The following is a 24,725-nucleotide window of genomic DNA, read 5'->3' on the forward strand; positions in this document are numbered from 1 at the left end:
GTGATTGTTTATACTTATCCCAAGAGCCGCTCGCTCAGGGTGCTCTGGACGCTTGAAGAACTGGGCATGCCGTATGAGTCCATCAAAGCCGATATTCTTTGCGACGCCCCGGAAGTACCCTCGCCGCATCCGCGCGGTAAAGTCCCGTTTCTGACAGATGGCGACGTTTCCATTTGCGAGACGCTGGCCATCTGCACCTGGCTTTGCGAAAAACAGCCTGCCACCGCGCTTTTTCCCGCCGATCCCGTCCGACGCGCCGCGATAAACAGCTGGATCAGTTTCGCCTTAACGGATCTGGAATCGCCGGTATGGAATTTACTTAAACAGATGATTTTTGTGCCGGAAGCGCAGCGGTCCGCCGCACTGACACATTACTTCAAAACCGAAGCCGCAAAAGCCGTGGCGATGGTGGATTTGGCGGACAACGCACCGTGGATAGCGGGCGATGATTTTACGCTGGCCGATATTTTTATGTCGCATACGCTTTTCTGGGCAAAACTGGGCGGTATTACGCTTAGCGAGACGCTCGAAAATTACGTGAATCGCGCCTTTTCCCGTCCCACGTTTACCCTGGCCCAGCAGCGAAATAACCAGTGATGACGGCCAGCCGGTATATTATCGCCACCGCGTATGCCCTCACCGGCCGTAAAAGCCGTCCAGATAGGTTTGCGCCAAATCGTCACCCAGCATCCGTTTTTCGCGCGGGCTGGTGTTGTCATCGAGAAACTGGCCGCGATGATTGGCAAATTCACTGGTGGTCTGCATACCGCAGGCATCGTCACGGTAAGCCTTCGCCTGACGCTCTGCCCAGGCGATGTCGCGCCCCTGTGCTTTATCCGTTTTGCCCTGATTGTAGACGCTGGTAAATGCCGGCAGAAACGCGGCGATGCTGCCTGCTTTATCGACCCTCAAATTCGCGTCGTGTGATTCCATCCCCTGCAAAACATAGTGGCGCGCGTGCATTTCTGGCGACGTTCTGGCCGTACATCCTGCTAACAGCGTAGCCACAGCCACGACTACCATTCCATAACGCCTCATATTTTCTTCCTGAAGTTGTCTGTTTATCGTGTTGAGGCCCGGCGCATGTTGCTTTTGTGCGCTAACCCCATGTATCAGGCGACAAATATTACCGTGCTGAATACAGGGTTAATACATACCGAATCAGGGGATTGCGCGAACTCAGAAGACATGCATTTGTCCGATGTCCGTAAAAAAGCCGCGCAGGGTGAGCCCTGCACGGCTTATCAGCAGCATTACGTCGTCAGCCCTTCTGCTGGCGGGTACTGAAGAATGCCAGCGCGGTTTCCAGCGCTTTCGCCTGCTCTTCAAGCGACATCGCCGCGGCCGAAACCTGCTGCACCAGCGAGGCGTTCTGCTGGGTCACGCTGTCCATCTGATTCACCGCCACGCTAATTTGATCCACGCCGCGGGTCTGTTCATCCAGCGCCCGCACGATTTCATTGATAGCCAGGTGAACGCTGGTCACGGCTTCGATTATCTGTTTCATCGTCGAGCCGGTTTCATTGACCAGCGTCACGCCCTGCCCGACGCGACCGGTCGATTCTGCGATGAGTTGCGAAATTTCCTTCGCCGCGTTGGCGCTGCGGCTCGCGAGCGTTCGTACCTCACCGGCCACGACGGCGAAACCGCGCCCCTGCTCACCGGCGCGTGCCGCTTCCACGGCCGCGTTCAGCGCCAGAATGTTAGTCTGGAAGGCGATGCTGTCGATGATGCTGGTGATGTCGCTGATTTTCTGCGAACTCTCATCCACCTGCGACATCACATGCACCACGCGATCGACCAGCGCTTCGCCCGCGCCTGCGATATCTTTCGCGTGCTCCGTCAGCACAATGGCGCGTGACGCGCTTTCGGCGTTGTTTTTCACCGTCGCGGAAATTTCTTCCATGCTGGCCGCCGTCTCGACAATCGCCGCCGCCTGCTCCTCGGTGCGGGAGGCGAGATCGGTATTGCCTGCAGCGATTTCACTGCTGCCGGCGCGCACGGAATGACTGGCATCGCTAATATCGCCGACAATTTCGCGCAGCCGCGACTGCATGGTGCTTAATGCATAAAAGATGCTTCGGGTATCGCCCTGCTGTACCGGAATCGCGTTATTCAGATTGCCATGCGCGACAGAAAGCGCAATTTCGGACGCCTCCAGCGGCTCACCGCCCACCGGGCGCGCCACTTTGCGGGTAAACACCAGCGCCACCACCAGGCTCACAACCGCGATGCTCAGCACCATCAGAATGAGGGCATTGATAAGCCCCTGCCAGGCTTCGGCCATCACCACGCTGACCGGCGTCACCACCGCCAGCTTCCATGGCGTGCCGCTGTTGCCCACGGCAATCGTGTTCCAGGTGATAAACGCCGGTTCGCCCAGCACCGGATCGTCATAGCGAATCACTTCGCGGCCCGTCACAGTGCCCTTATAAGGCTTGCCGATAGTCGCTTTATCCGGCGCGGAGATCACTTTATTGTCAGCCGAGAGGAGCAGCGCATAGCCCACGCCATCCCACGGTTTAATCGCCCCCACCATTTTTTGCAGCGTTTCGAGGGAGAAATCGGAGGTCACCGAGCCCTGGAATTTGCCGTCGCGCATTATCGGGGCGGCAATCGAGGTCAGCATCACATCCACGCCGTTGTACGGGTAAATGTACGGCTCGATGATGACATCTTTCTGGCGCTGACGCGGGAGGACGTAATAGTCACCGCTACCGGGCGTTTCATAATCCACCAGGTTATGCAGCGCCGGGTTGCCTGCACTGTCGCGATCCACATAACGCGCATAGCGCCCTTTGGGATCCTGGCCCGCCTGCCCTGCAAACGTGGCGTCGTTGGCATCAAACGCGTTGGGTTCAAAGGTCAGTGACATCGATAAAAAATCATCATGAGCGCGCAGAAAGCTGACTAATAGCTGCTCCAGGCCTTTACGATCGTTAAGCCCGGACTCGCGCAGCGACCATGCGCTGATACCCACATCGCGCGCGGCGGTTAACGCCGAATCCAGACGACGGCTCACCTCTAAGGTTTGCGTTTGCGCAATTTGTTGCAGGTGTTTTTTCGCGACATATTCCTGCTGCGACATCGATTGCCAGAGCAGTAAACCCATCGTGATACCAAAGCCTGCGGTTATCGTGACGAAAATCGATAACAGCATGAGGGTTTTGGTCTTAAGCCTTCTTTTCGAAGGATGCTGAGCGATCATTCTCTTCTCCCGGACGCCGCCAGAAAGGCGGGACATATTTACTCACTATCGGCAACTATCCAGGAAGCCTTATGCTTACAGGCCATTAAATTTTCTTAACGCAAACGGGTCGGAATAAGCGAAACGGGGAAACGTATTACGATCAACGAGAAAGGAAACAGACTGGATTCAGAAAAAAAGCGGGCCGCCTGACATCGCAGCGGCCCGTAAACAGAATATTGGCTAAGGTGCCCCTTTTCCTGATGATGCTATCGTAGCGCCATAACCTTAAGGGAAACTTAAGGCATAAGTTAAATCTTAAATATTTACAAAGCGCGCGTTCCGCAGGCAATAAAATCGATGGACATCCGCGCCCGCACGATCAGGACTCAACAAACTCCAGTTTCGCTTTTACGCGTTCAAGCGACTGAAGATAATCGATATTCTCAATAAGTTGATGTAATTCCCGGGTTTCGCCGCCCGACGCCGCCAGCGCATCTTCAATAAAAGGCGAATGGCCGAAACGATGTAAGATCACATTTTTCTTTTGCATCCCGTTCAGTGAACAGAGTGTGATATAGCGGAAGCGTTTTTTATACGTGGCGTCATTTTTCAGTTTTTCCGTCGCTTCACAGGGCGCGGAAATAATGCAGCGGAACGGCGTCATCAGATACGGCTTAAGCAAGTTCAGTAAGCGCATTCCCGGCGACATCTCGTCGTTTTCCGCCGTGAACGCGTGCGTGCCATCCAGATACAGTATGACCTTATACCGCCCGGCGAGCGCCACGGCGAGTGCCAGCTTTTTCTCTATCTCTTCCTCACTGGCATTCCCGGCAAACAGCGACACCATATTTATTTCAGCCAGATGGCACCCTGGCTGGATCTGCAACAGGTAACGCGAGAGATTACGGACAAAACAGGATTTGCCAACCCCTTCATTTCCCGATACCACCAGGCTGTTGGTATTACGGCATGACAGAATCGCCAGCGCCGAAAGAATTTCCGTTTCGCGATACATCACGTCAGGAATATTTCCGACCGCAAGCATAGCCATCAAATCGGTGGCGTGAATGCCGTTCTCTTCCAGCCCGGAATAAAACGCCTTCCTGTCATGTTGTGGCTCAATCGTGAACAAATTGTTAGGTGGTGTCATTTTATTTTCCTTAAGCGTGTAATTACAAATGTAATAATCCCGGCCTCATTCATTACGGAATAAGGCCTTTGATCGCGCTACGCTTTTATCTTTAAGAATAATGATGGCGCCAGTGAGCAGACACGATTTATCCGACGCCAGAGTCATTTCTGCCTGCGTTTTTACGTGTCTTTTCTGCGCATTACGATGTTAAAAGCGTCCCGTTGAATACCCCATGTAGGTTTTGCATCTCCCGTCAGGCTTGCAGGTCATCAATACCCCACGAGATTGCATCAGGAAAACTTGATAATTAAGTATCACTAAAATTTGATTTAGCGTGAAGATAGGCAAAAATCTTAAAGCCGTCAACCGCCGAAATAATTATCGATAAATAAGTTATTCCTTATCCCGTGAATCGGCGAATTAAGATTTTCCTCAGTATTAATTCCGGAAATAAAGCGGTAATTTGTCCGGTTATTTTTTGACGCGGTTAAACACTGACGGCAACGAAATGGCCGCAACCTGCCGGGCGTACACAGAAAAAAACCCTGCCGGAGCAGGGTTTGTTGCGCAATAAGATGCAAATCGCGTATCAGAACGTGCTGTAAAGCAGCGCGGACACCGTGAGCAGGCCGCCGGTGGCGACCATGACAGCCGTCGGGCCGCGCAGTGAACGCAGCGCATCGCGGGTGTAAATGAGGTACGTCGGGATCAGGAAAAGAAAGATGGCGGTCAGCGGCCCGCAGACGGTTTCAATCAGCGTAATCACGTCCGGGTTAAGATCCACCACGCCGAATGTCGCGATAAACATCGCGAGGAACGCGAGCGTCTTCGCCTGTTTCTTCATGCCTGCGTGCCCGGCCACCAGCGCCGTAATGGTTTCCGCAACTGGCAGGCACACGCCAAGAAACGATTTGGTCATCCCGACGATGGCAATAAAAGGCGCGATCATAAACAGCAGATCCAGGCCGCCCTGGCTCTGCATCACCGAGAGCATATTGAGGTTTTCCGCTTTCGCCCGTGCGAAGGTGGCCGGAGGGTTCGCGAGAAGGCAGCTCAGCACAAAGAATACGATGCTGAAAATGATCAGCGCATAGGCCACACGCACAACCCGCACCGACTTCGCCTCGCCGCCATGACCGTTTTCGCGATAGTACGACGCCAGCGGCGCAATCAGCGGCGCAGAGCAGAGCGCGAAGGAGATAAGCGGCAGCGTCAGCCAGATATTTTTAAACGCCTCACCGGCGGGCTCGCCAGCCGGGATGAGCGGCATACTGAAATTCGCCAGGCTCCAGGCGGGGATCTGGATAACCGCTATCAGCAGCAGCGACACCGCAAACGGCAGCGCCAGCGCGCCCATCATGCTCACCACTTTGTCACGGCCTTTACTGAGCGCCAGGAATAAAGCCGCAACGACAATAAACGCCAGCAGCGCGCGGTTCACCGGGGCGAAATGCAGGCGATTAACCAGAAAATCTGAGAGCGCGTTGACCAGCGAGATGGCATAGACCAGGGTGACCGGGAAATGGGCGACGCAGAAGAAAATACGAATTGCCGTTCTCCCCTTTGCGCCGAAAAAGGCGCCAAAAAGCGGTAACGTACCGTCATCGGGCCGGTTGTCGCGCATAAATACACGGCAGATAAGCACATGCGGCACCAGCGAGAGGGGAATGCCCAGCACCAGCAGTAAAAGAAAAACCAGCGGGCCGCGCGTGCCGATTTCGACAGGAAGGAACAGTGTCCCTGCGCCGACGGTGGCACCATAAACGCCCAGCATCCAGAGGGTATCTCTGAACGTCCAGCCGGTACGGGCAGGCAGGCTGCTGTCCGTAGTGGTTGATATTGTCATTGTCTCTGTTTTCAGCTTGTAGATTAAGAATGTACCGATGCCGTTTTCACAGGCCGGTTAAGGAAAAACGCACAGGGCGCAAACAGGGGCTGAATGATATAGAAATCGGCCGCTGAATTCGAAGTTCACGGCGGATAAAACGTAAATAAACGCAACGACGCGCGTGGTAATAACAAAGGGGCGTCGGCCCCTTTGTCACCGGTTTACTCAGAACCACTGTCCAAATTTGCGGATGTACAGCCGTTTCATGCCCTGCACGACCACGCAATAGGTGAAAAGAATCCCCACCAGCCACGGGAAATAGCTCAACGGCAAGGGCACCAGCCCAATCATATGGCCGAGCGGCGAGAACGGAATGGCGATGCCGACTGCCATCACGATCCCTGTGGTTATCAGCACCGGCAGCGCGGCGCGGCTCTGAATAAACGGGATTTTCCGGGTGCGCAGCATATGCACCACCAGCGTCTGCGACAGCAGCCCTTCCACAAACCACCCGGACTGAAAAAGCGACTGCGCCGCAGGTGAATTGGCGGCAAACACAAACCACATCACCGCAAAGGTCGCCATATCGAACAGTGACGATGTCGGCCCCATCCAGATCATAAAGCGCTTAATATTCTGCGCATCCCATTTACGCGGCTGACGCAGAAACGCCTTATCCATGCGATCCCACGGCAGCGAGAGCTGCGAAATGTCATACATCAGGTTCTGCACCAGCAGATGAATGGCGAGCATCGGCAGGAACGGCAGAAACGCGCTCGCCACCAGCACCGAAAAAACATTGCCGAAGTTAGAGCTGGCGGTCATGTTCAGGTATTTGATGATATTGCCGAAGGTCTCGCGCCCGGTCAGCACGCCCTGCTCCAGCACCATCAGATCTTTTTCCAGCAAAATGATATCCGACGACTCTTTGGCGATATCCGCCGCGCTGTCGACCGAAATCCCGACATCCGCATCGCGCAGCGCCGGCGCATCATTAATGCCGTCGCCAAGGAACCCAACCGTGTGGCCGTTATTTTGCAGCGCCCGCAGAATGCGGGATTTCTGCAATGGCGTCAGCTTCGCGAAAATCGCACAGCGTTCAACCGCCGCAGCAAGCTGCGTTTCGTCCATATCGTCAATGACATCGCCCGTCAGGATCTCGCGGCGGTTGATCCCTACCTGCTCGCAGATGCAGGCCGCCACCAGCGGGTTATCCCCGGTCAGCACCTTCACGGTAACGCCGTGCTCATGGAGCGCGGAAATCGCCTGCGCAGCGCTCGCTTTTGGCGGATCGAGAAACGTCAGCATCCCTTCGATAATCAGCCCGTTTTCGTCCGCCACGCAGAGGGGATGATCAAGCCCGGTCTGTGGCAGTTCGCGTGTCGCCACCACCAGCACCCGAAAGCCCTGCGCGTTGTACTGGCGCGTTAAGCGCAGGTACGCGTCGCGGCGCGCGTCATCAAGCGCGTAAACCGTGTCGCCCTCGCGGATATACGTCGAGACAGAGAGCATCTCTTCAACGGCACCCTTGCAGATAAGCGTCTGCTGATGCTCGCCATACCCTTCCACCACCACAGAAACGCGGCGGCGTACAAAATCAAACGGCAGCTCGTCAATTTTGAAATAGCCGGATTGTATCGATGGTGAAAGCGCGGCCTGCCCGGACGCCAGTACCGCCTTGTCCATCAGGTTTTGCGAGCCGCTCAGGTTGACGCTGTTCAGCCAGGCAAGTGTGAGCACATGCAGGCTGTCGCGGCCGTGGCAGTCGAGATGCTTTTCAAGAACAATCGAGTCCTGGGTGAGCGTGCCGGTTTTATCGGTACAGAGCACATCCATCGCGCCAAAATTCTGTATGGCGTTCAGGCGCTTCACAATCACCTTGCGACGGGCCATCACAATCGCGCCTTTCGCCAGATTAGAGCTGACAATCATCGGCAGCATTTCTGGCGTCAGCCCCACCGCGACGGCCAGCGCGAAAAACGTGGCGTCCAGCCAGTCGCCTTTGGTGAAGCCGTTGATGAGCAGCACCACCGGCACCATCACCAGCATAAAGCGGATCAGCAGCCAGCTGACGCTGTTCACGCCTTTATCAAACGCCGTCTGGGTGCGGTTACCGACGAGCGATTTCGCAAGCGATCCGAAATACGTTTTCGCGCCGGTCACCACCACCACGCCGCAGGCGGTGCCGCTCGCGACATTGGTGCCCATCAGACAGATATTGCCCCGCTCCAGCAGGCTGGCGCTGTCGTCAGGGATATCATCTGCGCTTACGCCTTTCCCCTGCACATGGCCGGTGACGTCATATTTTTCCACCGGCAGCGACTCGCCGCTCAGTATCGCCTGGCTGATAAACAGATCCCGTGAGGCAATGAGCCGTAAATCCGCCGGGATCAGGTCGCCCGCCGAGAGGTACACGATATCGCCCGGCACCAGTTCCTCGACGGGGATTTCGCGTTTCTCGCCGTCACGGTTGCTGACGGTACGACGCAGCACGGTTGCCGTCGTGCTTACCATCGATTTCAGCGCCTGCGCGGCTTTATTGGTGCGAAACTCCTGCCAGAAGCGCAATAAGCCGCTCAGCAACACCATCGTCACAATGATAATAACGCCGGTCAGATCGGTCTCCTGCCCTGCGCGCAGCGGATACCAGTAATCGGTAAAGAAACTGATCAGCGCCAGCGCCATCAGCACATAGATAAACGGGTTATTGAACGCCTGAACCAGTTGCACCAGCGCGGGCGGCGCGTTGTCATGCGCCACGGCATTCGGGCCGTAAGCGGCAAGGCGCGCCTGCGCCTCTTTTTCCAGCAGTCCTTTTTCGCTGCTTTCCAGCCGCGCTAATGTCTCCTGGTGGCGCTCTGCTGACGCCATTTCGATGCAAAACGTCGCCGCCTGTTTTTTTGCGGCATTATTCATTTTTCTGGAATTGTACTTTGCCGGTAATGACTCCAACTTATTGATAGTGTTTTATGTTCAGATAATGCCCGATGACTTTGTCATGCAGCTCCACCGATTTTGAGAACGACAGCGACTTCCGTCCCAGCCGTGCCAGGTGCTGCCTCAGATTCAGGTTATGCCGCTCAATTCGCTGCGTATATCGCTTGCTGATTACGTGCAGCTTTCCCTTCAGGCGGGATTCATACAGCGGCCAGCCATCCGTCATCCATATCACCACGTCAAAGGGTGACAGCAGGCTCATAAGACGCCCCAGCGTCGCCATAGTGCGTTCACCGAATACGTGCGCAACAACCGTCTTCCGGAGCCTGTCATACGCGTAAAACAGCCAGCGCTGGCGCGATTTAGCCCCGACGTATCCCCACTGTTCGTCCATTTCCGCGCAGACGATGACGTCACTGCCCGGCTGTATGCGCGAGGTTACCGACTGCGGCCTGAGTTTTTTAAATGGCGGAAAATCGTGTTGAGGCCAACGCCCATAATGCGGGCGGTTGCCCGGCATCCAACGCCATTCATGGCCATATCAATGATTTTCTGGTGCGTACCGGGTTGAGAAGCGGTGTAAGTGAACTGCAGTTGCCATGTTTTACGGCAGTGAGAGCAGAGATAGCGCTGATGTCCGGCGGTGCTTTTGCCGTTACGCACCACCCCGTCAGTAGCTGAACAGGAGGGACAGCTGATAGAAACAGAAGCCACTGGAGCACCTCAAAAACACCATCATACACTAAATCAGTAAGTTGGCAGCATCACCCAATATTTCTGCCGGTAAAGAATTTGCTTATGGCACTTACCCGCTACCGCTACGCTTCGGGCGTTTCACTTTATTTTGTGGCTTTATTATTCGCGGGCTAATAAAATCGCGTGATGTTATATTGCGCCAGCGCCGATCGCCTGGCGCAATATAGGCTAATAACGGTTTAATGACGCCGCCGCTCGCCGCTTTTCAGCCAGCAGCGCTATCATTGCGACGACCAGCGGCACCAGCGAGCACCACAGCACGGCGTTCCAGCCCACCAGCGTCAGCAGGGCACCAGAAGAAAACGAGCCCACGATCATTACGCCAAATACCACAAAATCATTCAGCGATTGCACACGGTTTTTCTCCTCCGGGCGGTGATAGTCAAGGATTTGGGCCGACGCACCGGTAAAACCGAAATTCCAGCCAACACCGAGTAAAATCAGCAGCAGCCAGTAGTGCCCGACCGCCGTTCCGGCAAGGCCCGCTGCGACAGAAAGCGCCGAGATCGCAAGCCCCAGTGCGGCGATGCGCGTGGCACCAAAACGGGTAATCAGCTTGCCGGTAAAGAAACCCGGCGCGTACATGGCAATGACATGCCACTGAATGCCCAGATTCGCATCCTGGAGTGAAAGGCCATGCATATGCATCGACAGCGGCGTGGCGGTCATCAGAAAATTCATCACCATATACGCCACCGCGCCGCTGAATACGGTGCGGCTGAAGCCCGGCTGGCGCACGATGTCACGAAGCGGTCGTCCGCGTACCTGATGTTCAGACGCGACCGGATCGGGCGCTTTTACGCCCCAGAGCACCACCGCGGACACCGCCGCCACCAGCGCCTGGGCAAGGTATGTGGCGGCAAAGGTATAGGGCGGCCAGAGATCCATCGTGCCGTTGACCAGCATCGGGCCGACAATGCCTGCCGCCACGCCGCCGCCCATCACCAGCGACAGCGCCCTCGCCCGCCGTTCGCGCGCCACGCCATCGGTGGCCGCGAAGCGAAATGACACCGCGACGGCGGCATACGCGCCACTCATAAACCCGGCGATGCAAAAGAGCCAGAAGGAGCCGGTCACCACGGCAAAGGCAGCGGTCAACCCGGTCAGCACGCCCGTACTGGTACCTGCCATAAACGCCGCGCGGCGGCCATAACGGCGGGCAAGCGCGCCAAAAGGCAGGATCAATGCCGCCATCCCGACGACGAAAATCGTCAGCGGCAGCGTCGCCAGCGCCTTATCGGGTGCCATCACGTCACCGACAATCGCCCCGGTCGCGTAAAACACCACCGAATTCGCGCCCGCGAGCGCCTGGGCCGTCGCCAGCCGAAAAATATTCCTGTTCTGCTGCCCGACAGGCAGGGTGACTTCCGCACGCATTACTACTCCTTTCGTCGTGGTCGCGAGGCGACACGCATGATGACAGGGAACCGGTAGCGGCCAGTCCCTGTTTCGCCCGATATATCTTTACACTTTAACCATAAACTATTTTTTGAAGGCCGTTCAGACACTTAACACGAGCCGCCGAAAAATCTCCAGAAAACCAGACCGGCGGATTATTCGACTGGTCAACTCTCCTTAGGCGTTATCTTTTTCCTTATGACCAGACGGTGAGTCGTTCTGTATCCGCATCTGCGCTATAACAGAGGCGGCGCAATTTTGAGGAAATACGTATGTTTGCAGAGACGGCGCGTCTGCGGCTGCGGCCGGTCACAGAGAGCGATGTGGACGATTTATTCCGGATTTACGGCTCTCCGGCGACCAACACCTTTAACCCGGCGGGGCCGTACCCCAACCGCGCGCACGCGGAAGGTGTGATGGCTCGCTGGCTGACGCACTGGCAGGCTTATGGTTTTGGGAACTGGCGCATCGCGTTAACCACCGCGCCCGATGAGACCATCGGTTTTGGCGGGTTGAGCCTGCGCCGCTATGCGGACGTGGAAATGAATAATCTCGGCTACCGTTTTGCAACGCAGGCGTGGGGACAGGGGCTGGCGACAGAGTTCGCCCGCTTCGCCGTTCGCTATGGGTTTGAAGATCTGGCGCTTGAGGCAGTCTCTGCGGTAGTGCGCAGCAATCATCTGGCATCTCGCAAAGTGCTGACGCACGCAGGATTGCGCTACGTGCGTGAGATCCATGATGTCGATAACGCGCCGCCGAGCCTGCTGTACACTCTGGCTCACGACGAGTGGCGCGCGTTGTAAGCCTTCACCCGGCGGCGTCGACCGGGTTTTCCGTGCCGTTAAGGACATTCTCAAGATACGTCGTCTGTCCGTGGCGGCGCAGGTAAGCCGTGACCTCACGCGCCCAGCCTTCGCCGTTGCCGAGCGTGGCGCGGCTGTGCGTTTCGGCGTAAAGGTAACGCCGGTCCCACAGATTAATTAACGTCTGATTAATGCCATCAATATTGCAGCCCGGATTGTTCGCCTGCTGTAACGCCAGCGCCCGCTGCACCCGCTCGCGCTGCGCCTCGTCCGCCGGGAACTCCCGCTCGGCGTATTCGCTCAGCACCAGGAATGACGGCGGGATCCCCTCTTCCATCGCGGCGTGCAGGCGATAATGGCCGTCCAGCACGATATAAGACGCCAGCCCGGCGACATACCAGACCAGCACCGGCGGCAGCGCGCCCTCGCGGCATTTTTTACGCCACCACTTAAGACGCCCGGCGTGCGGATCAACCGGATAACGGCCCATCAGCAGATGACCGCCCCACCACCAGTCCACCAGCCGGACGTGCTCCGGGTCAGTGAGCGAGCGAAAATCTTCGCCATAAAGCGCCCAGTCCACCCCCCAGTCGCCTGCGCTGGGGGGCGTTTTGAAATACCACTGGTCGATGTCGGGCGTGGTGTTGCGCAGGTATGACGACTGGCGTTTCGCGGGCAGCATCGGGCGCAACAGCCAGTCGCGCGGCGCCAGCAGCGGCGCGGGAGAGTCCATCAGCTGACGCGCGAAATAGCGGCACCACTCGCCCGTCCACGCGCCGTCACCCTTGCGTTTGATGGCTTCAATGTCCTCAGATCGCACCGGCGGCAGCAGATTTTGCTGATCGGGATGCTCACGGTTGGTGACGAGCCAGACGCCGGAATAATCTTTCAGCATCGAAGCCCAGAAAAGCGTTTCGCCGCGCAGCTGCAACGCCATGCGTCCGTGATGTCCGCTCAGCATCTCCAGCGCCAGGCTTGGGGGCGTTTCGCCCTTTACCGTCAGCGCAAGCCCCAGCCAGGCGTCGTTACGATCGTGTAAATCTTTCCACCAGTAGTGTGTCATTTGAGCTTCCTGCATGTGTACTAAGAGACAGTGTACGGCACAGGGCAGCGAGGGCAAAACCGTTGTGAAAGGAAAAACAGAGAGGAGAACCCGCGGCGCGTGCCGCGGGTAACAAGGAAAAACTCAGAATACCGGCGCGCGTTTTTTCAGCGCTGCGCGATGCGGGAAGACCCACAGGCAGACCAGAATCATTCCTACCAGTGTGGCAGATGCGCCGTAACGGCTGAGCTCAAGGCCGCCTTTGGCGATGGGTTTATCGAGGAAATCGCCCACTACCGCGCCGAGCGGACGGGTGAGGATAAATGCGGCCCAGAACAGCACGGTGCGCGAAATCGAGGTAAAGCGGCTCGCGAGCCAGATAACCGCCAGTGCGCCCACGAACAGCAGGATACCGCCGTCATAACCGAAGCCTTCACTGTCTGCTGTCCAGTCGCCGAGCGCCGTGCCAAGCGTCTGGGAGAACATAATCGTCACCCAGTAGAAGCTTTCGGTACGCACGCTGTTAACCGAATCCACGGCAATGGTGCCGCATGTCACGCGCCAGACCAGCAGCGAAAGCACCAGCAAACTGCTCAACAACACCGTACCGCCGAGATAACCGATACCTAATGAGCGGTCGGCGAAATCTGCAAGCGTGGTGCCGACCGTCGTGGTGGCGACCACCGTGAACCAGTAGATCCACTTATTAAAACTGTGATGGCGGATTTGCACGACCACCGCTGCGAGGAAGATCGCCGCGAAGATGAGCGTGCCGGTGAGATAACCGAGATCCATGGACATCGTGACCGCGTCGCCGCCGGTTTCACCCAGCGTGGTCGCGGCGATTTTCGTCAGCCAGAACGCGGCGGTGACGGCAGGAACTTTACTGAGCGTAGAGGTAGTGTTTTGCATAGAATGTGCTCCGGTACGGCCCGACAGGGGCAGGATCCAGAGTGAAGTTATAGGATTAATCTTAAGGAAGACTTAAGAGCGGCGAAAGTTTTCAGCGTTTATGACAGGTGTCGCAAATGGGTCGCGATGCCCCACTGAATGACGTCGCAGCGGCCGGGAACGACCCTTAAAAGCGTATAGCTCGCATTCGGCTGCGCATAGCGCGGGAAGTTATCCGGCACGCCTTCTTTAAGAACAGCCAGCGCGCCCTGAAGGATATGCCCGTGCGTCACGACGCAGCAGGTTGCGTATGAGGTTGCTGCAAGCTCATTCTGGATAAAAGTCAGCAGACGCTGCGCGGCATACGCGAGCGATTCACCGCCGGGCGGCGTAAATAACGCATCGGTTGAAAACAGCGCTTCTGCGCTGAGAGGGTAATCACGCTGCAACTGCACCCGCGACAGGCCTTCGTAATCACCAAACGCCTGCTCACGTAATAGAGGCTCAACAGAGAGTGAGCAGCGAAAATGGCTCGCGGTGGCGTTACCCATATGACGCGCGCGGCCCGCGGGAGATGTGTACACCGCGTCAACAGAGGGGAATTCGTGCGCCAGAGCAGTCAGGAGCGCTGTGGTTTCCTGCAAGCCACGCGCCGTCAGCGCGCTGTCATGATGCCCCTGAATGAGTCCGCCGCGGTTCCACGCTGTTTCGGCATGACGGATAAGGAGGAGGTTCATGGGATGTTACCTGCTCGATGAGATGCTTAACCACGAATAAAAACACGTATTTTTTCTAACGAAAATATAGATTGTATGATTAAACGCTCATTGAAAATAAATATTTTTGGAGAGAGCGTGAGCACATCATGAATGTTTAGCATGTTGAATCCAGGCTTGCTCTGAAAGCATGGATATGTTTAAGAAGGTTTATCGCCGCAGCTTCATCTTTTTCATTAAGAATATAGATATAAATTCCAAAAGCTTTCTTGCATTCAACAAACAATGTCATGGCTACCCCTCGGATTAGAAAAAATTCAATCCCACGCGTATTCACTCGCATACTCTCCCGGAGAGTAACATTTTTAATCAAAAGAGATTCTTTAGGGGAAATAGCCCATCCTTCAAAGCATTCAAGTTATATTTTTATTCGTAATCTCAATATTCGAAACAATAAAAGTCAATTAAAATCTATTAGTTATAAGTCTATCATATAACAAATCACAAGCCTCATTAACACATCTTAAATCAGGGGGTAAGTCTTAGATGGAGAATTTCACCTATATTATTCTTATCCTCTCTTGTTACTGAAAATATTCCACTTGTATCGTATATATATTCACACACATAGTAATTTGCCGCAGCAAAAAGCAATGACAAGATGACTATAAACGTAATTTTTTCTTATCAAAATCAATTTTAGCAAAGGAAACTCATAAAGTTTCTTATCGCTATGATATTCCCAGTATTCATAAATATAACATAGCAAAATAACCCCACCATAAATAATGTTCGACTCAATAAAATTATATCATTGTTTTGAGTCAGGTTTTATTTATGATAGTATCATTAGAAGTAAAAAGCTCCACTTTCAAGCATTGTTTATCTGTTCCCAACAAAAGGTTAAAAACCTTATTTGCATTAAAAGCAAGCAAACATTTATTATTACTGGCTCTTTAAAAAAACGCTTAGCGAGATGCTCATTACCACCCCTTAGGTTTGTTATTATTGACCACACCAGATTCGATTGTTACGAAACCATCATTAGTTCTTACCGCAACAAGATTAATATCCTCTTCTTTCAAAAAATCAATAAAAACACCCATGTTGCATATGAAATTCTAGACAACCACAGAAACAGAGAGCCGAATCGAAAATCAACCCTGGTAAGGAAAACATTAATGAAAAAAAATGGTTTTTCATTTTCAGGAACATCAAAATAGAACCACCTGCCATATATACCAAAAAGAAGAAATGACGCTCCTCCCATTAAATTAGCAAGTAGCATTAGATCATCGAATTCCCTTCTGTACTCTACAAACGCTGCAGATATGTAACCCAATACAACGAAGCAAAGGGAAATATTTGCGAGCACATCGCGCTTAAAAAAAATATAATTGAAATAAAGAAAAGAATCTCTACCTACTTTAGCCCCCCCAAGTATCTTATATACAAAAATAAAAAAAACACCCCCCCCAAGCAAACAAAAAGAATAGCATCATCAGTGATAATGTACTAAGAACTATATCATTTGGAATCATGGTGGTATATTTCCTTTGAGGTATCACTGTTCAAATCTATCTTTTCATTATGACGTGAAGTTGAAGAACTAGTATAACCAATACTCGGTCCGACAGAAACGGCAAAACCGAATCCATCTTTGCCAATGGACACCCCTAGTAAGCCAGGGCCAAAACCAATACTCGCTGAATAATCACGACTTAAATCGCCAAATACACCGGGGGCATAAGGACCAAAATCAATACCAATTGAAGCCCCGGCTTTAACACCAAATTCTTTTGTATATCCTGTAGAAACGGAGAAGGAATCATTGTCGACTTTCATCTCACCTTTGATGTTTTCTGAACTAACGCATCCTTCCATTTCCTTAATTTCTCGATCAAAAGTTATTCTCAGCTTTAATATGGCAAACAATATGCTCCGTCTAGAGACTCATACCGTGTGATAGCATCTCTGCCTTCTGCCAGGTACTCAACATCAATTGGTTCTGGCGGGAAATCTTTTGTATAAGATCCTTCCAGGAATAAACGATACTGCCCCAGAACATATAATGTTTGCTCGATGGTTAAAAGTACCTGTTGCTCTTCCACGTGCTCACACCCAATAAATACTTTATCATGCGTAACCATCACCCAATGGGCATTACCTTTGCCAAAGTTACCATCAGTTATTTTTCCTGATGCAAAATCAGTTAGATTTCTGACCCAGATATCAACAGAATGAATACCATATTGAATGTCATTAGACAACCATCCTGAAATTTCACGCACTCCATACCCTAATACCCCTCCATCAGAGGAATGACGTATTTTTCCACCAATAGGAATAAATAAATCACTATTTTCATCCCACCAAAAAATGATTTTATCATTCAACATTATTTATTCCTCCCGGTATAAACAGGCCATGCAGTTGCACCTGTTCCATCTGGTTTTCCATAATAGCCTTGAATCTTCACACCGCTAGATGATTTCCCGCTCCACATTTCTGTATTCGGTACCCTTTCAGAATGTTTAAACGCGCTTTCAATCTCTTGAGCTGTCTGCCTTTTTGACCATTGCTCAGGAAAGAATGTCGTTTCTGCCTTTTTATTAACCCATTGACCGGAGGCTGAGTCTCTGACTGATATGTATCCTTTTGAAACGCCAGTTGAATCAGGAGCGCCAGTCACTTTATCTATCTTGATGTTTGGATCACGGATATAGTGTCCACCAGAACCAACTTTAGTCCCATCCTTAAGAGTTTTCACTTCTCCATTAAGTATATGATCCATTCTGATATAGGCAGTTTGTGAACCTTTCCCAGCCTGCTCTCTTACCAGCTCTAGCGGTGTCGGTGAAGGTTTAAAATCCTCTAGATACTCACCAGCTTTCCATGATGGATTATTTTTTGCCGCATTGGCTACAACAGCTTCAGCTTTAGCCGTTGTTGCCTCCAGCGTGGTCTTACCAATACCTATCGCACCACCTGCTCCCACACCTCCCGGAACGATGGCCTCCGACGTCATGATGCCAGCATTATTCAGGCACAGCACAACATTACCAGCACATGCTCTGATAGCAACCTGAGCCGCTGCTGCTAATTCCGATGTTGCCGCTATCAGCATTCCCCCACCAAGACCGGCTGGCAATGCAACTATCATCGCATTCTGTAGTGCCTTTCCCTTACGGCAGGGTTCTGAGCCAGGATCATCTGCGCAGGACATGATATTTTTCGCATGCTCCTGCGCCGCTTTTACCTGTCCGTCATCTGTTCCACCACCCAGCAGATTATTCTCAACCGTCGTCTGTCCGGCTTTCGCGGCGGTCGCTGTCGCTTCCGTGTTGTTACCCGCCAGTGCGCCTGCCAGGCCGGATGCCAGCGTAGAGAGCGCCGCAACCGTCTGTTTCTCGGTATCATTCAGCTGCGAGGGGTCTTTTTTGTACACCTCCTTCGCAATGAGTATCCCCATCGCTTCACCGACGACCGCGCCGGAAGCACCGATGAGCGCGTTCTGTCCCTGCACTTTCGCCAGCACGGCGTTAACCACCGCGTGGGCCATAATGCCCGCCGTCGTATTCTGGTCAGTGATGTTTTTACCGATCTCATTAGCGATATACGGTGCCGCCGCACCCGCTAACGCGGCATTCAGGTTCCCGCCTGCCAGCCCGCTGACAGCGGCGGTCGCGGCGGTAATCGCACGCTGCACATCGCTGCCGGTGCCGGTGTTTTCGGTCACTTTTTTGTAGACGTCCGTATCGCGCAAGGCCGCCAGTTTTGCCAGACGTTCTTTCTCCGGCAGCCCCTGCAGTGACGTGCCCGTTTTGGCTATCGCCGCTTTCAGGCCATCGAGATCGCTCTGTGTGCGCACAATATCGGCCACCTGATTGCCGATATCGCTGACCATCTGCACGGCCTGCAGGCGATTCTGTTCTTTCTCTTTGTTAAAGATCGGGCTGATGGCGTCGTTAGCCTGCGTTACATCCCTTTGCAGTCCGCCGGTATCCTGCGAGTTCGCCTTATCGCGAACGGTGATCGAGCCTTCAGAAACCGCCGCCTGGGTGGTGCCCTGCGCATGCCCCGATCCGCTCATACCCGACATGAGCGTACTGGCCGCACTGAGAGCAGCCTGCGCCCCGAAGCTACCGGAAGAGCTGAAGCCACCGCCGGAGTGCGACACCTTATAATCCGCTTTGTTGGTAAGGTTACTGTAGCCCAGCGTACCGGTATCAAGGCTGTTTTTATCCGCCGTGGCCGTGCTGCCAATAGCTCCACCGTTGAGCTGGGTATGGCTTCCGACTGTGACGTCAAAGCCACCTTTACCGGCGAAAATCCCGCTCTGCTCAGCCACGCTGTTGAAGGTGCTGTGCATTTTGTCCTGGCTAAAATTAACATAGCCAGAGCCTGTCATGGTGCCGAAGGTGAAACTGCCGCCAGCGCTCACGCTACCCTGTTTCGAGTCGTAGTGATTGCTGTCCTGCAGGCTGGTAATCGTCAGGTTGCGCCCGATATCCGCCGTCACCTGATTACCGTTAACCTGCGCGCCAGTCAGCGATGCATCCTGTCCGCTGTGCAGCGATACTTTGCCACCGCTATCCAGCGTGGTTTCGGTCCAGTCGGTGCCGTCACCCTTTTCCTTGCCCTTCGCCGCATTCACATTTGCAAAGACGCTCAGGCCCGCGCTTCCCTGACCAACCCCAACGCTGACGCCCACGCCGCCGCCACTGCTGCTGTTACTGCCGGTGGTTTTCTGCGTATTCGCAGCAGCATTCAGGAGAATATCCCGCGCCGCATTCAGGCTGGCGTCGCCGCCCGCTTTCATGCTGCTGCCCGCAACGACAATATCGCCGCTGTTAGCCCCGTGGTTTTTACCGGTGGCGTTAATCGACAGATCGTTTCCGGCATTCAGCGTCGAGCCGGTGACCTGGTCAGATACCTGATGCTGTTCAGATTTTGATTTTTGCGTGGTCAGAGAAACGCTGACGCGGATACCGGCATTAGGCTCACCGGTGGTGTCCGCCATCTCTTTGCCTTGTACTGCCTGATAACCGGAAAGCACCGATTTGGTCGCCTGCAGCGCGGCAAGACGAGAATCGCTTTGCTTTGTAGCATCCTTTGCCGCCATCACTGCATTATTGACGGCATCGACCACAGCCCCGGTAAGCGCCACGGTTAACCCGCTGCTCTTCTGTTCAAACCTCTGGTCAGTCGTACGTTTATCATGCCCCGGCTCGATAACCACGCTGTCGCCGGTGAGCGTGAGGTTTTTCCCCGCCACCAGATCGGCGCCGCTGACGCGCGCCTGTTCGCCCGCCGTGACGGTCACGTTGCCGCCGGTCGAGCCGACGGTGCTGACGCTCTGGCTCTGGGTGGTGCCTTTTTCTTTCAGCTCATGGCGCGTTTTACTGCTGCCGATGGTAAAGCCGATCCCGCCGGATCCCATCAGGCCGCTCTTTTTCTTCTCCTTGAGCTGCCAGTTCGAATCGGTGTTGGTCGCCGCCGCGATCTCCACGTTTTTACCGGCGCTCAGCGCAACGTTACCGTCGCCAGCCACCGCCGAGCCTTTGACGAGCAAGTCTTCGCCCGCCTTCAGCGTGACGTTATCACCGCTCAGCAGCGTGCCCGCTTCGCGCGTGGCGCTCTGTTCAGAGACCGTGTGCGTGGTGGTTTTCTTGAGGAAGCCTTTCTTGGTTTTGGTTTCCTCTTTGTAGTGGTAATCGCTCTCAGTGGCGGTCGCGAGATTAATATCGCGACCGGCCGTTACGCCGATGTCGCCCTTCGCCGTAGCCTGCGCCGCGTCGGCGTTCATATCGCGCCCGGCGACAATGACCGTGTTACCGCCGCTCGCCAGCTCCGTGCCCTGCTGACGCACAGACTCGTTAATAGTGGTTTTCTTCTTCGAGCGGTAGCTGTCGCCCGAGGTAGTGGCTTCCGCCTCCAGGTTGACATCGCGTCCGGCCTGAACGCCGATATTTTTCTCGGCTGCAAGAGCCGCTGCGTGGGCGTTGATATCCTGGCCCGCGCTCAGCGTCAGGTTGTCGCCCGCGGAGACGGTGGTGCGATCAAGCCCGGTACTGTGCGTTTCGCGCTTGCCGTTGCGGCTGTTTTTACTGGTTTGCAGCGCGTCGAGGCTGAGATCGCCGCCTGCCGCGAGCGCCGCGTTACCGCCCGCTTTGATATCGCCTGCCGCCACGCTCAGGTTGTCACCGGCTTTGATGCCGAGATTGCCGCCTGCGCTGAGGGTGCTGCCCTGGTAGGTAACCGAAGAGCGGCTGGTATTGGTGTTATTCCGCAAGCCCGACTGCCTGTAAGCGTCGTTTACCTGGTTGGCATTTACCGCGATGTCGCCCCAGGCGTTCATCAGCAGATCGCCGCCGGAGGTCAGGTTCGCGCCGGTAAGCGTGATGTTTTTACCGGCCTGTAAGGCCAGACTGTCCTGCGCGCTGATGGTGGCCGTGCTGCCGAACGTGGTATCTTTCAGCATGACGCTGCCGTATTTACCGCGCGCGTCGATGCTCGTCTGTTCGGCAAGCGTGATGTTGTTAATGCTGCCGTCGGTGCTCTCCAGCGCCACGGTTTTCCCGCTGATGGCTGAGCTGATGTTATTGATATCGCCAATGGCGCTCAGGCTCAGGCCGCCGCCTGCTTTCATCAAACCGTCGTTGAGGTTGCTGATGCTGTTCTGGCTGTCGAGTTTGAGATCCTGTCTGGCCAGCAGCGTGCTGCCGCTGTTGGTGATGTCGCCGCCTTTCAGGCTGACGTTATTCCCGGCGATGACGCTGCCGTTGTTAACCGTGACGTCCTTCGGCGAGAGATAGAGTTTGGGGATCATCACCGTCTCGCCATTCACCGTGGCGGACTCCCACCAGAGAATGCTTTTATCGAGCGAGGCGATTTGATCGCGTGTCAGCGCCACGCCAAACTGCAGGCCGAGCGATTTTTGCTGCGCGGCGGCGTTATCCATCAGGTACTGCATCTGCTGGAGATCGGAGCCGATGCCGTTGAGATAGCGGTTGCCGGTCTGGTTCAGCAGCGTATTGCTGACGTAGCGGGTGTCGAACGCGGCATCGCCGAGGAAGCGATAGTCATACTCCGGGTTGAGGTTGAGCCGCCCGAGCATATAGGACGAGCCGAGGAACTGTTTTTCATTGGTAAAGCTCGTGCGCGTCTCACGCGGTGCGGCGCCAGGCTGGACGCCCAGCAGTTTGTTGAGATCGCCGAACAGCGCCGGATCGAGCTCGCCCAGGCCATCCAGTTTCGGGTTAACGTTGATCAGGTACGGGCTTTTCGGGTTATCGGAGACCACGAAAAAGCCGTTGTTACCGGAAGGCAGCGGATACGCGCTGGTATCAACGGGTTTGCTTTGCGTGTTCGCGAGCGCGCCGCCGGTGATATTCGCCGCGCTGGTGGCCGTTACGCCTGCGCTGACGAGACCCGAGGTATTGCCAAGATTCGCTTTACCCGCTTTGGTGGCAGAGAGATTAGCGAGCGCGCTGCCGCCTGCGCTGTTCTCCAGCGCGCCGCCGCCGTTGATCTGTTGTAGCGCGCCCTGGAGCTGATCTTTCCACTCCGGCGAATTGACGGCGACCGCCGCGCCACCCGCGAGGCCCTGTTTTTGCACGCTACCGCCGATACTTTGATGGCTCAGAGTATTCAGGGACGGTGTGTTTATGGTGCTGCTGACTTTTCCTGCGTTCGCGGTGGTGCTGGTGTTACTGATATTGTCGGCAAAATTTGCGGTGACGTTACCACCGGCTTGTATAACGGCGCGGTAGAGTTCGCCGCTTTCAGTTTCGGTTGTCTTGCCAGTGAGCTTATAGGTTATGTCCTTATTAACTTGTGTGAAATTATCGCTTTGAACAGAAAGACCGCTTTCCGGAATGTTGTTTACAATGACATCCGTATTTCCTGCAAGAGCATGCTGATAAATAAGGTATTCAGTAGTTTTCCCTGATTGCCAGCTCTTATTATTAAGTTTACCACCTTCCAATTTTATATCTTTCGAAGCCACAATATCACTGGCAAGGTTTTCAAGAATATTGCTGGATATGTAAACATCTCTTCCCGACAGGATTCTTGATGCCCCTCCTTTACTTTCAACGGCAATAATTGATTCTTTTACGGAGAATTTTTTTGTCCTGTATTCGAAGAAAGGAACATAATTATAATTAGTAATTTTCTTTGTATAACAACCTCCGTTAGAACCTCCACATATCCCTATTTCTTTTTCTGTATCGAAGGTTATATAGCCATATGTATCAGCAGGCAGTGTTTTATAATTAAGTGATAAAATTGCATCCCCAACGCCACCAATAGAAGAGCCTGCATTCGTTGACTCTTTTACACTCAACCCATCCCTTTGATTCAATAAATGCCCGGTCTTAATCGTAATATCACCGTTCTGCGTCTCAATATTCCCGGAGGTATTGACCACTTCCGCATTCGCATTACCCGCCGCGTCTTTCTGCATCCACAGGCTGTTGCCCGCGAGAATATCGCCGCGCTGGTTAGTGATACTGTTGGCATAAAGGGCAAGATTACCGGCCGCATAGAGCAGCGCGGTATTGATGATGCTGCCCGGCGCGGTGAGCGTCAGGCTGCCGCGGGTGCCGGTAAAACCGTCCACGGTGATGTTGCCGCGACTCGCAATAGTCACATCGCCGCCGCCCTGTAACGTGCCTGCACCGTTCAGCCCCACGCTGCTACCGCTGAGCGTGCTCGCGCCGCTGCCGGTCGTGATCTGTCCGTTGTTGGTGAGCGCGCCGCCCGCGCTGACATTCACCGCCTGGCCCTGCATCACGCCGCGGTTATCGATAGCGCCATTGCTGGTAACGGTGAGCGTTTTCCCCGCCGCCAGCGCGTTTTTATTGGTAAACGCGTTGGTGAGCTTAAGGGTCAGATTGCCGAGCGCCACTAGCTGTCCCGCCGCGTCCAGCCCCGCGCTGCCAATCCACAGATCGCCGCCGGAGAAGAGTTTGCCCGCCGCCTGCTGGTTAACCTGATTTGCATTGACCGTCAGCTGGTTATTGCCGAGCAGCGTACCGTTGTTGTTAAGCGTCGAATAGTTGACCGTCAGCGCCCCGCCCTGCGTGGTGCCCTGGTTCGTGAAAGTATTGCCGGTCAGAGTGCCCTGATCCGCAAGCCAGGTGCCGCTGTTGGTCGCATTCGCGGCGTTCAGAATAAGGTTCGTCGCCTGCAGCCAGCCCGCGCCAGTGAACTGCGGCATGATGAGCGTCAGCTGGCCGCCGGAAAGCAGCTTACCGTCGTTGCGCGCAGACGTGGTGGCCTCTACCCGCGTAGTAGCGCCGCCCTGCATCAGCCCGTTGTTCACAAGCACCGGCGTGGTCACGCCGAGACCCTGGCGGCTGATAACCTGCCCGCCGAAGTTGTTGGTGAGCGAGCCGCGCGCGGTGAGCGTCACGCCGTTGTCGCCCTGCAACCGGCCGCTGTTGGTCAGGCCGCCGGTGGTGACATCCAGCGTCCCGCCCTGCACCGCGCCCTGGTTATTTACCGCGCCTGCGTTCAGCGTCAGCGCGCCGCCGGTCAACAGTTTGCCGTTACTGGTCTGGGTGAGATCGTTATTAACCGTCGCCGTCAGGCCGTTAACGCCCGTGATGGCGCCGTCGTTACGCAGGCTGCTGCCGGTGAGCGTCAGGTTTTTCGCTGCCCATTCGCCCTGGTTCGTCACGGCGAGCGCGTTCAGCGCTGCCGCGCCGAGCGCCGTGATTTTGCTGCCCGCCTGGCTGTTGAGGTTGCCGGAAAGCGTGATGTTCAGGCCGTCCGCGCTCTGGATAACACCGCTGTGGTCGAGGCGCTGCGCGTTCAGCAGAATGTTTTGCCCCTGCCAGCGCCCGGCGTTGGTCACCGCGCCGGAATCGATACGAAGCGTACCGCCGGTGAGCAGCGCGCCGCTTGCACCATTGATCAGCTCGCGCGGCGGCGCGGCCAGCAGCATGCGGGCCATGCGCGATTGTGGCCGGGCGGTAAGCGTCAGCCCCTGTACGCCGGTCACGGTGCCGTGGTTGTTGATCT

15 protein-coding genes are annotated in these 24,725 nt (G+C 54.9%); 2 read left to right on the forward strand and 13 right to left on the reverse strand.

What is annotated here, in order from left to right:
- Positions 1-597, forward strand: coding sequence for a glutathione S-transferase family protein (locus tag CSK29544_RS21435; protein ID WP_007896783.1), 597 nt, complete (start codon positions 1-3; stop codon positions 595-597).
- 39 nt (positions 598-636) lie between these two features.
- On the opposite strand, the gene CSK29544_RS21440 is transcribed toward CSK29544_RS21435, so the two are convergent.
- From CSK29544_RS21440 to CSK29544_RS21470, 7 genes are all read right to left on the reverse strand, one after another.
- Complete coding sequence (locus CSK29544_RS21440) at positions 637-1,038, reverse strand: Exc2 family lipoprotein (protein WP_029039501.1); 402 nt, start codon at positions 1,036-1,038, stop codon at positions 637-639.
- 223 nt (positions 1,039-1,261) lie between these two features.
- A complete protein-coding gene (locus CSK29544_RS21445) occupies positions 1,262-3,208 on the reverse strand; it encodes a methyl-accepting chemotaxis protein (protein ID WP_007896778.1) in 1,947 nt (648 codons plus the stop codon).
- A gap of 361 nt (positions 3,209-3,569) precedes the next feature.
- Positions 3,570-4,340: an AAA family ATPase gene (locus tag CSK29544_RS21450; protein ID WP_029039500.1), complete on the reverse strand. Its 771-nt coding sequence runs from the start codon at positions 4,338-4,340 to the stop codon at positions 3,570-3,572.
- 571 nt (positions 4,341-4,911) lie between these two features.
- Positions 4,912-6,168 carry an SLC5/6 family protein gene (locus tag CSK29544_RS21455; RefSeq protein WP_007896773.1) on the reverse strand — a complete coding sequence of 419 codons (1,257 nt, stop codon included), beginning with the start codon at positions 6,166-6,168 and terminating at the stop codon, positions 4,912-4,914.
- 207 nt (positions 6,169-6,375) lie between these two features.
- Complete coding sequence (mgtA, locus tag CSK29544_RS21460) at positions 6,376-9,066, reverse strand: magnesium-translocating P-type ATPase (protein WP_007896771.1); 2,691 nt, start codon at positions 9,064-9,066, stop codon at positions 6,376-6,378.
- A 37-nt stretch (positions 9,067-9,103) separates the two neighbouring features.
- Positions 9,104-9,801, reverse strand: a protein-coding gene (locus CSK29544_RS21465; protein ID WP_095033700.1) for an IS1-like element IS1B family transposase whose coding sequence is annotated in 2 segments (ribosomal slippage) — positions 9,104-9,552 and positions 9,552-9,801 — 699 coding nt in all. Because the reading frame shifts where the segments join, the coding sequence is not laid out codon by codon here.
- A 210-nt stretch (positions 9,802-10,011) separates the two neighbouring features.
- The gene (locus tag CSK29544_RS21470; protein ID WP_007887641.1) at positions 10,012-11,220 is read right to left on the reverse strand and encodes an MFS transporter; all 1,209 of its coding nucleotides are present in this window, start codon (positions 11,218-11,220) and stop codon (positions 10,012-10,014) included.
- A 293-nt stretch (positions 11,221-11,513) separates the two neighbouring features.
- Here CSK29544_RS21470 and CSK29544_RS21475 point away from each other — a divergent pair, with 293 nt between their 5' ends.
- Complete coding sequence (locus CSK29544_RS21475) at positions 11,514-12,044, forward strand: GNAT family N-acetyltransferase (RefSeq protein ID WP_007887644.1); 531 nt, start codon at positions 11,514-11,516, stop codon at positions 12,042-12,044.
- Between the two features lie 4 nt (positions 12,045-12,048).
- On the opposite strand, the gene CSK29544_RS21480 is transcribed toward CSK29544_RS21475, so the two are convergent.
- The 6 genes from CSK29544_RS21480 to CSK29544_RS25110 all read right to left on the reverse strand — a co-directional run bounded on the left by CSK29544_RS21480 (position 12,049) and on the right by CSK29544_RS25110 (position 24,648).
- Positions 12,049-13,107, reverse strand: a complete 1,059-nt coding sequence (locus CSK29544_RS21480; protein WP_029039474.1) for a ParB/Srx family N-terminal domain-containing protein — start codon at positions 13,105-13,107, stop codon at positions 12,049-12,051.
- A gap of 123 nt (positions 13,108-13,230) precedes the next feature.
- On the reverse strand, positions 13,231-13,998 hold the full coding sequence (locus CSK29544_RS21485) for a COG4705 family protein (RefSeq protein ID WP_029039473.1): 768 nt from the start codon (positions 13,996-13,998) through the stop codon (positions 13,231-13,233).
- A 98-nt stretch (positions 13,999-14,096) separates the two neighbouring features.
- A complete protein-coding gene (locus CSK29544_RS21490) occupies positions 14,097-14,714 on the reverse strand; it encodes a histidine phosphatase family protein (protein ID WP_007887654.1) in 618 nt (205 codons plus the stop codon).
- Positions 14,715-16,220: 1,506 nt separating this feature from the next.
- Positions 16,221-16,628 carry a polymorphic toxin type 25 domain-containing protein gene (locus tag CSK29544_RS24475; RefSeq protein WP_133051732.1) on the reverse strand — a complete coding sequence of 136 codons (408 nt, stop codon included), beginning with the start codon at positions 16,626-16,628 and terminating at the stop codon, positions 16,221-16,223.
- Positions 16,613-17,092: a hypothetical protein gene (locus tag CSK29544_RS21495; protein ID WP_029039472.1), complete on the reverse strand. Its 480-nt coding sequence runs from the start codon at positions 17,090-17,092 to the stop codon at positions 16,613-16,615. The genes CSK29544_RS24475 and CSK29544_RS21495 overlap by 16 nt, the downstream gene beginning before the upstream one ends.
- Positions 17,092-24,648, reverse strand: coding sequence for a hemagglutinin repeat-containing protein (locus CSK29544_RS25110; RefSeq protein WP_369843534.1), 7,557 nt, complete (start codon positions 24,646-24,648; stop codon positions 17,092-17,094). The genes CSK29544_RS21495 and CSK29544_RS25110 overlap by 1 nt, the downstream gene beginning before the upstream one ends.
- Positions 24,649-24,725: the final 77 nt, after the last annotated feature.

Source organism: Cronobacter sakazakii (assembly GCF_000982825.1).
Lineage (GTDB): Bacteria > Pseudomonadota > Gammaproteobacteria > Enterobacterales > Enterobacteriaceae > Cronobacter > Cronobacter sakazakii.

Coding starts and splice junctions, on each gene's coding strand:
- CSK29544_RS25110 (WP_369843534.1), bottom strand. CDS start 24,648: ATGCTGCTGGCCGCGCCGCCGCGCGAGCTGATCAATGGTGCAAGCGGC.
- CSK29544_RS21475 (WP_007887644.1), top strand. CDS start 11,514: ATGTTTGCAGAGACGGCGCGTCTGCGGCTGCGGCCGGTCACAGAGAGC.
- mgtA (WP_007896771.1), bottom strand. CDS start 9,066: ATGAATAATGCCGCAAAAAAACAGGCGGCGACGTTTTGCATCGAAATG.
- CSK29544_RS21485 (WP_029039473.1), bottom strand. CDS start 13,998: ATGCAAAACACTACCTCTACGCTCAGTAAAGTTCCTGCCGTCACCGCC.
- CSK29544_RS21445 (WP_007896778.1), bottom strand. CDS start 3,208: ATGATCGCTCAGCATCCTTCGAAAAGAAGGCTTAAGACCAAAACCCTC.
- CSK29544_RS21490 (WP_007887654.1), bottom strand. CDS start 14,714: ATGAACCTCCTCCTTATCCGTCATGCCGAAACAGCGTGGAACCGCGGC.
- CSK29544_RS21455 (WP_007896773.1), bottom strand. CDS start 6,168: ATGACAATATCAACCACTACGGACAGCAGCCTGCCTGCCCGTACCGGC.
- CSK29544_RS21495 (WP_029039472.1), bottom strand. CDS start 17,092: ATGTTGAATGATAAAATCATTTTTTGGTGGGATGAAAATAGTGATTTA.
- CSK29544_RS21440 (WP_029039501.1), bottom strand. CDS start 1,038: ATGAGGCGTTATGGAATGGTAGTCGTGGCTGTGGCTACGCTGTTAGCA.
- CSK29544_RS21470 (WP_007887641.1), bottom strand. CDS start 11,220: ATGCGTGCGGAAGTCACCCTGCCTGTCGGGCAGCAGAACAGGAATATT.
- CSK29544_RS21480 (WP_029039474.1), bottom strand. CDS start 13,107: ATGACACACTACTGGTGGAAAGATTTACACGATCGTAACGACGCCTGG.
- CSK29544_RS21450 (WP_029039500.1), bottom strand. CDS start 4,340: ATGACACCACCTAACAATTTGTTCACGATTGAGCCACAACATGACAGG.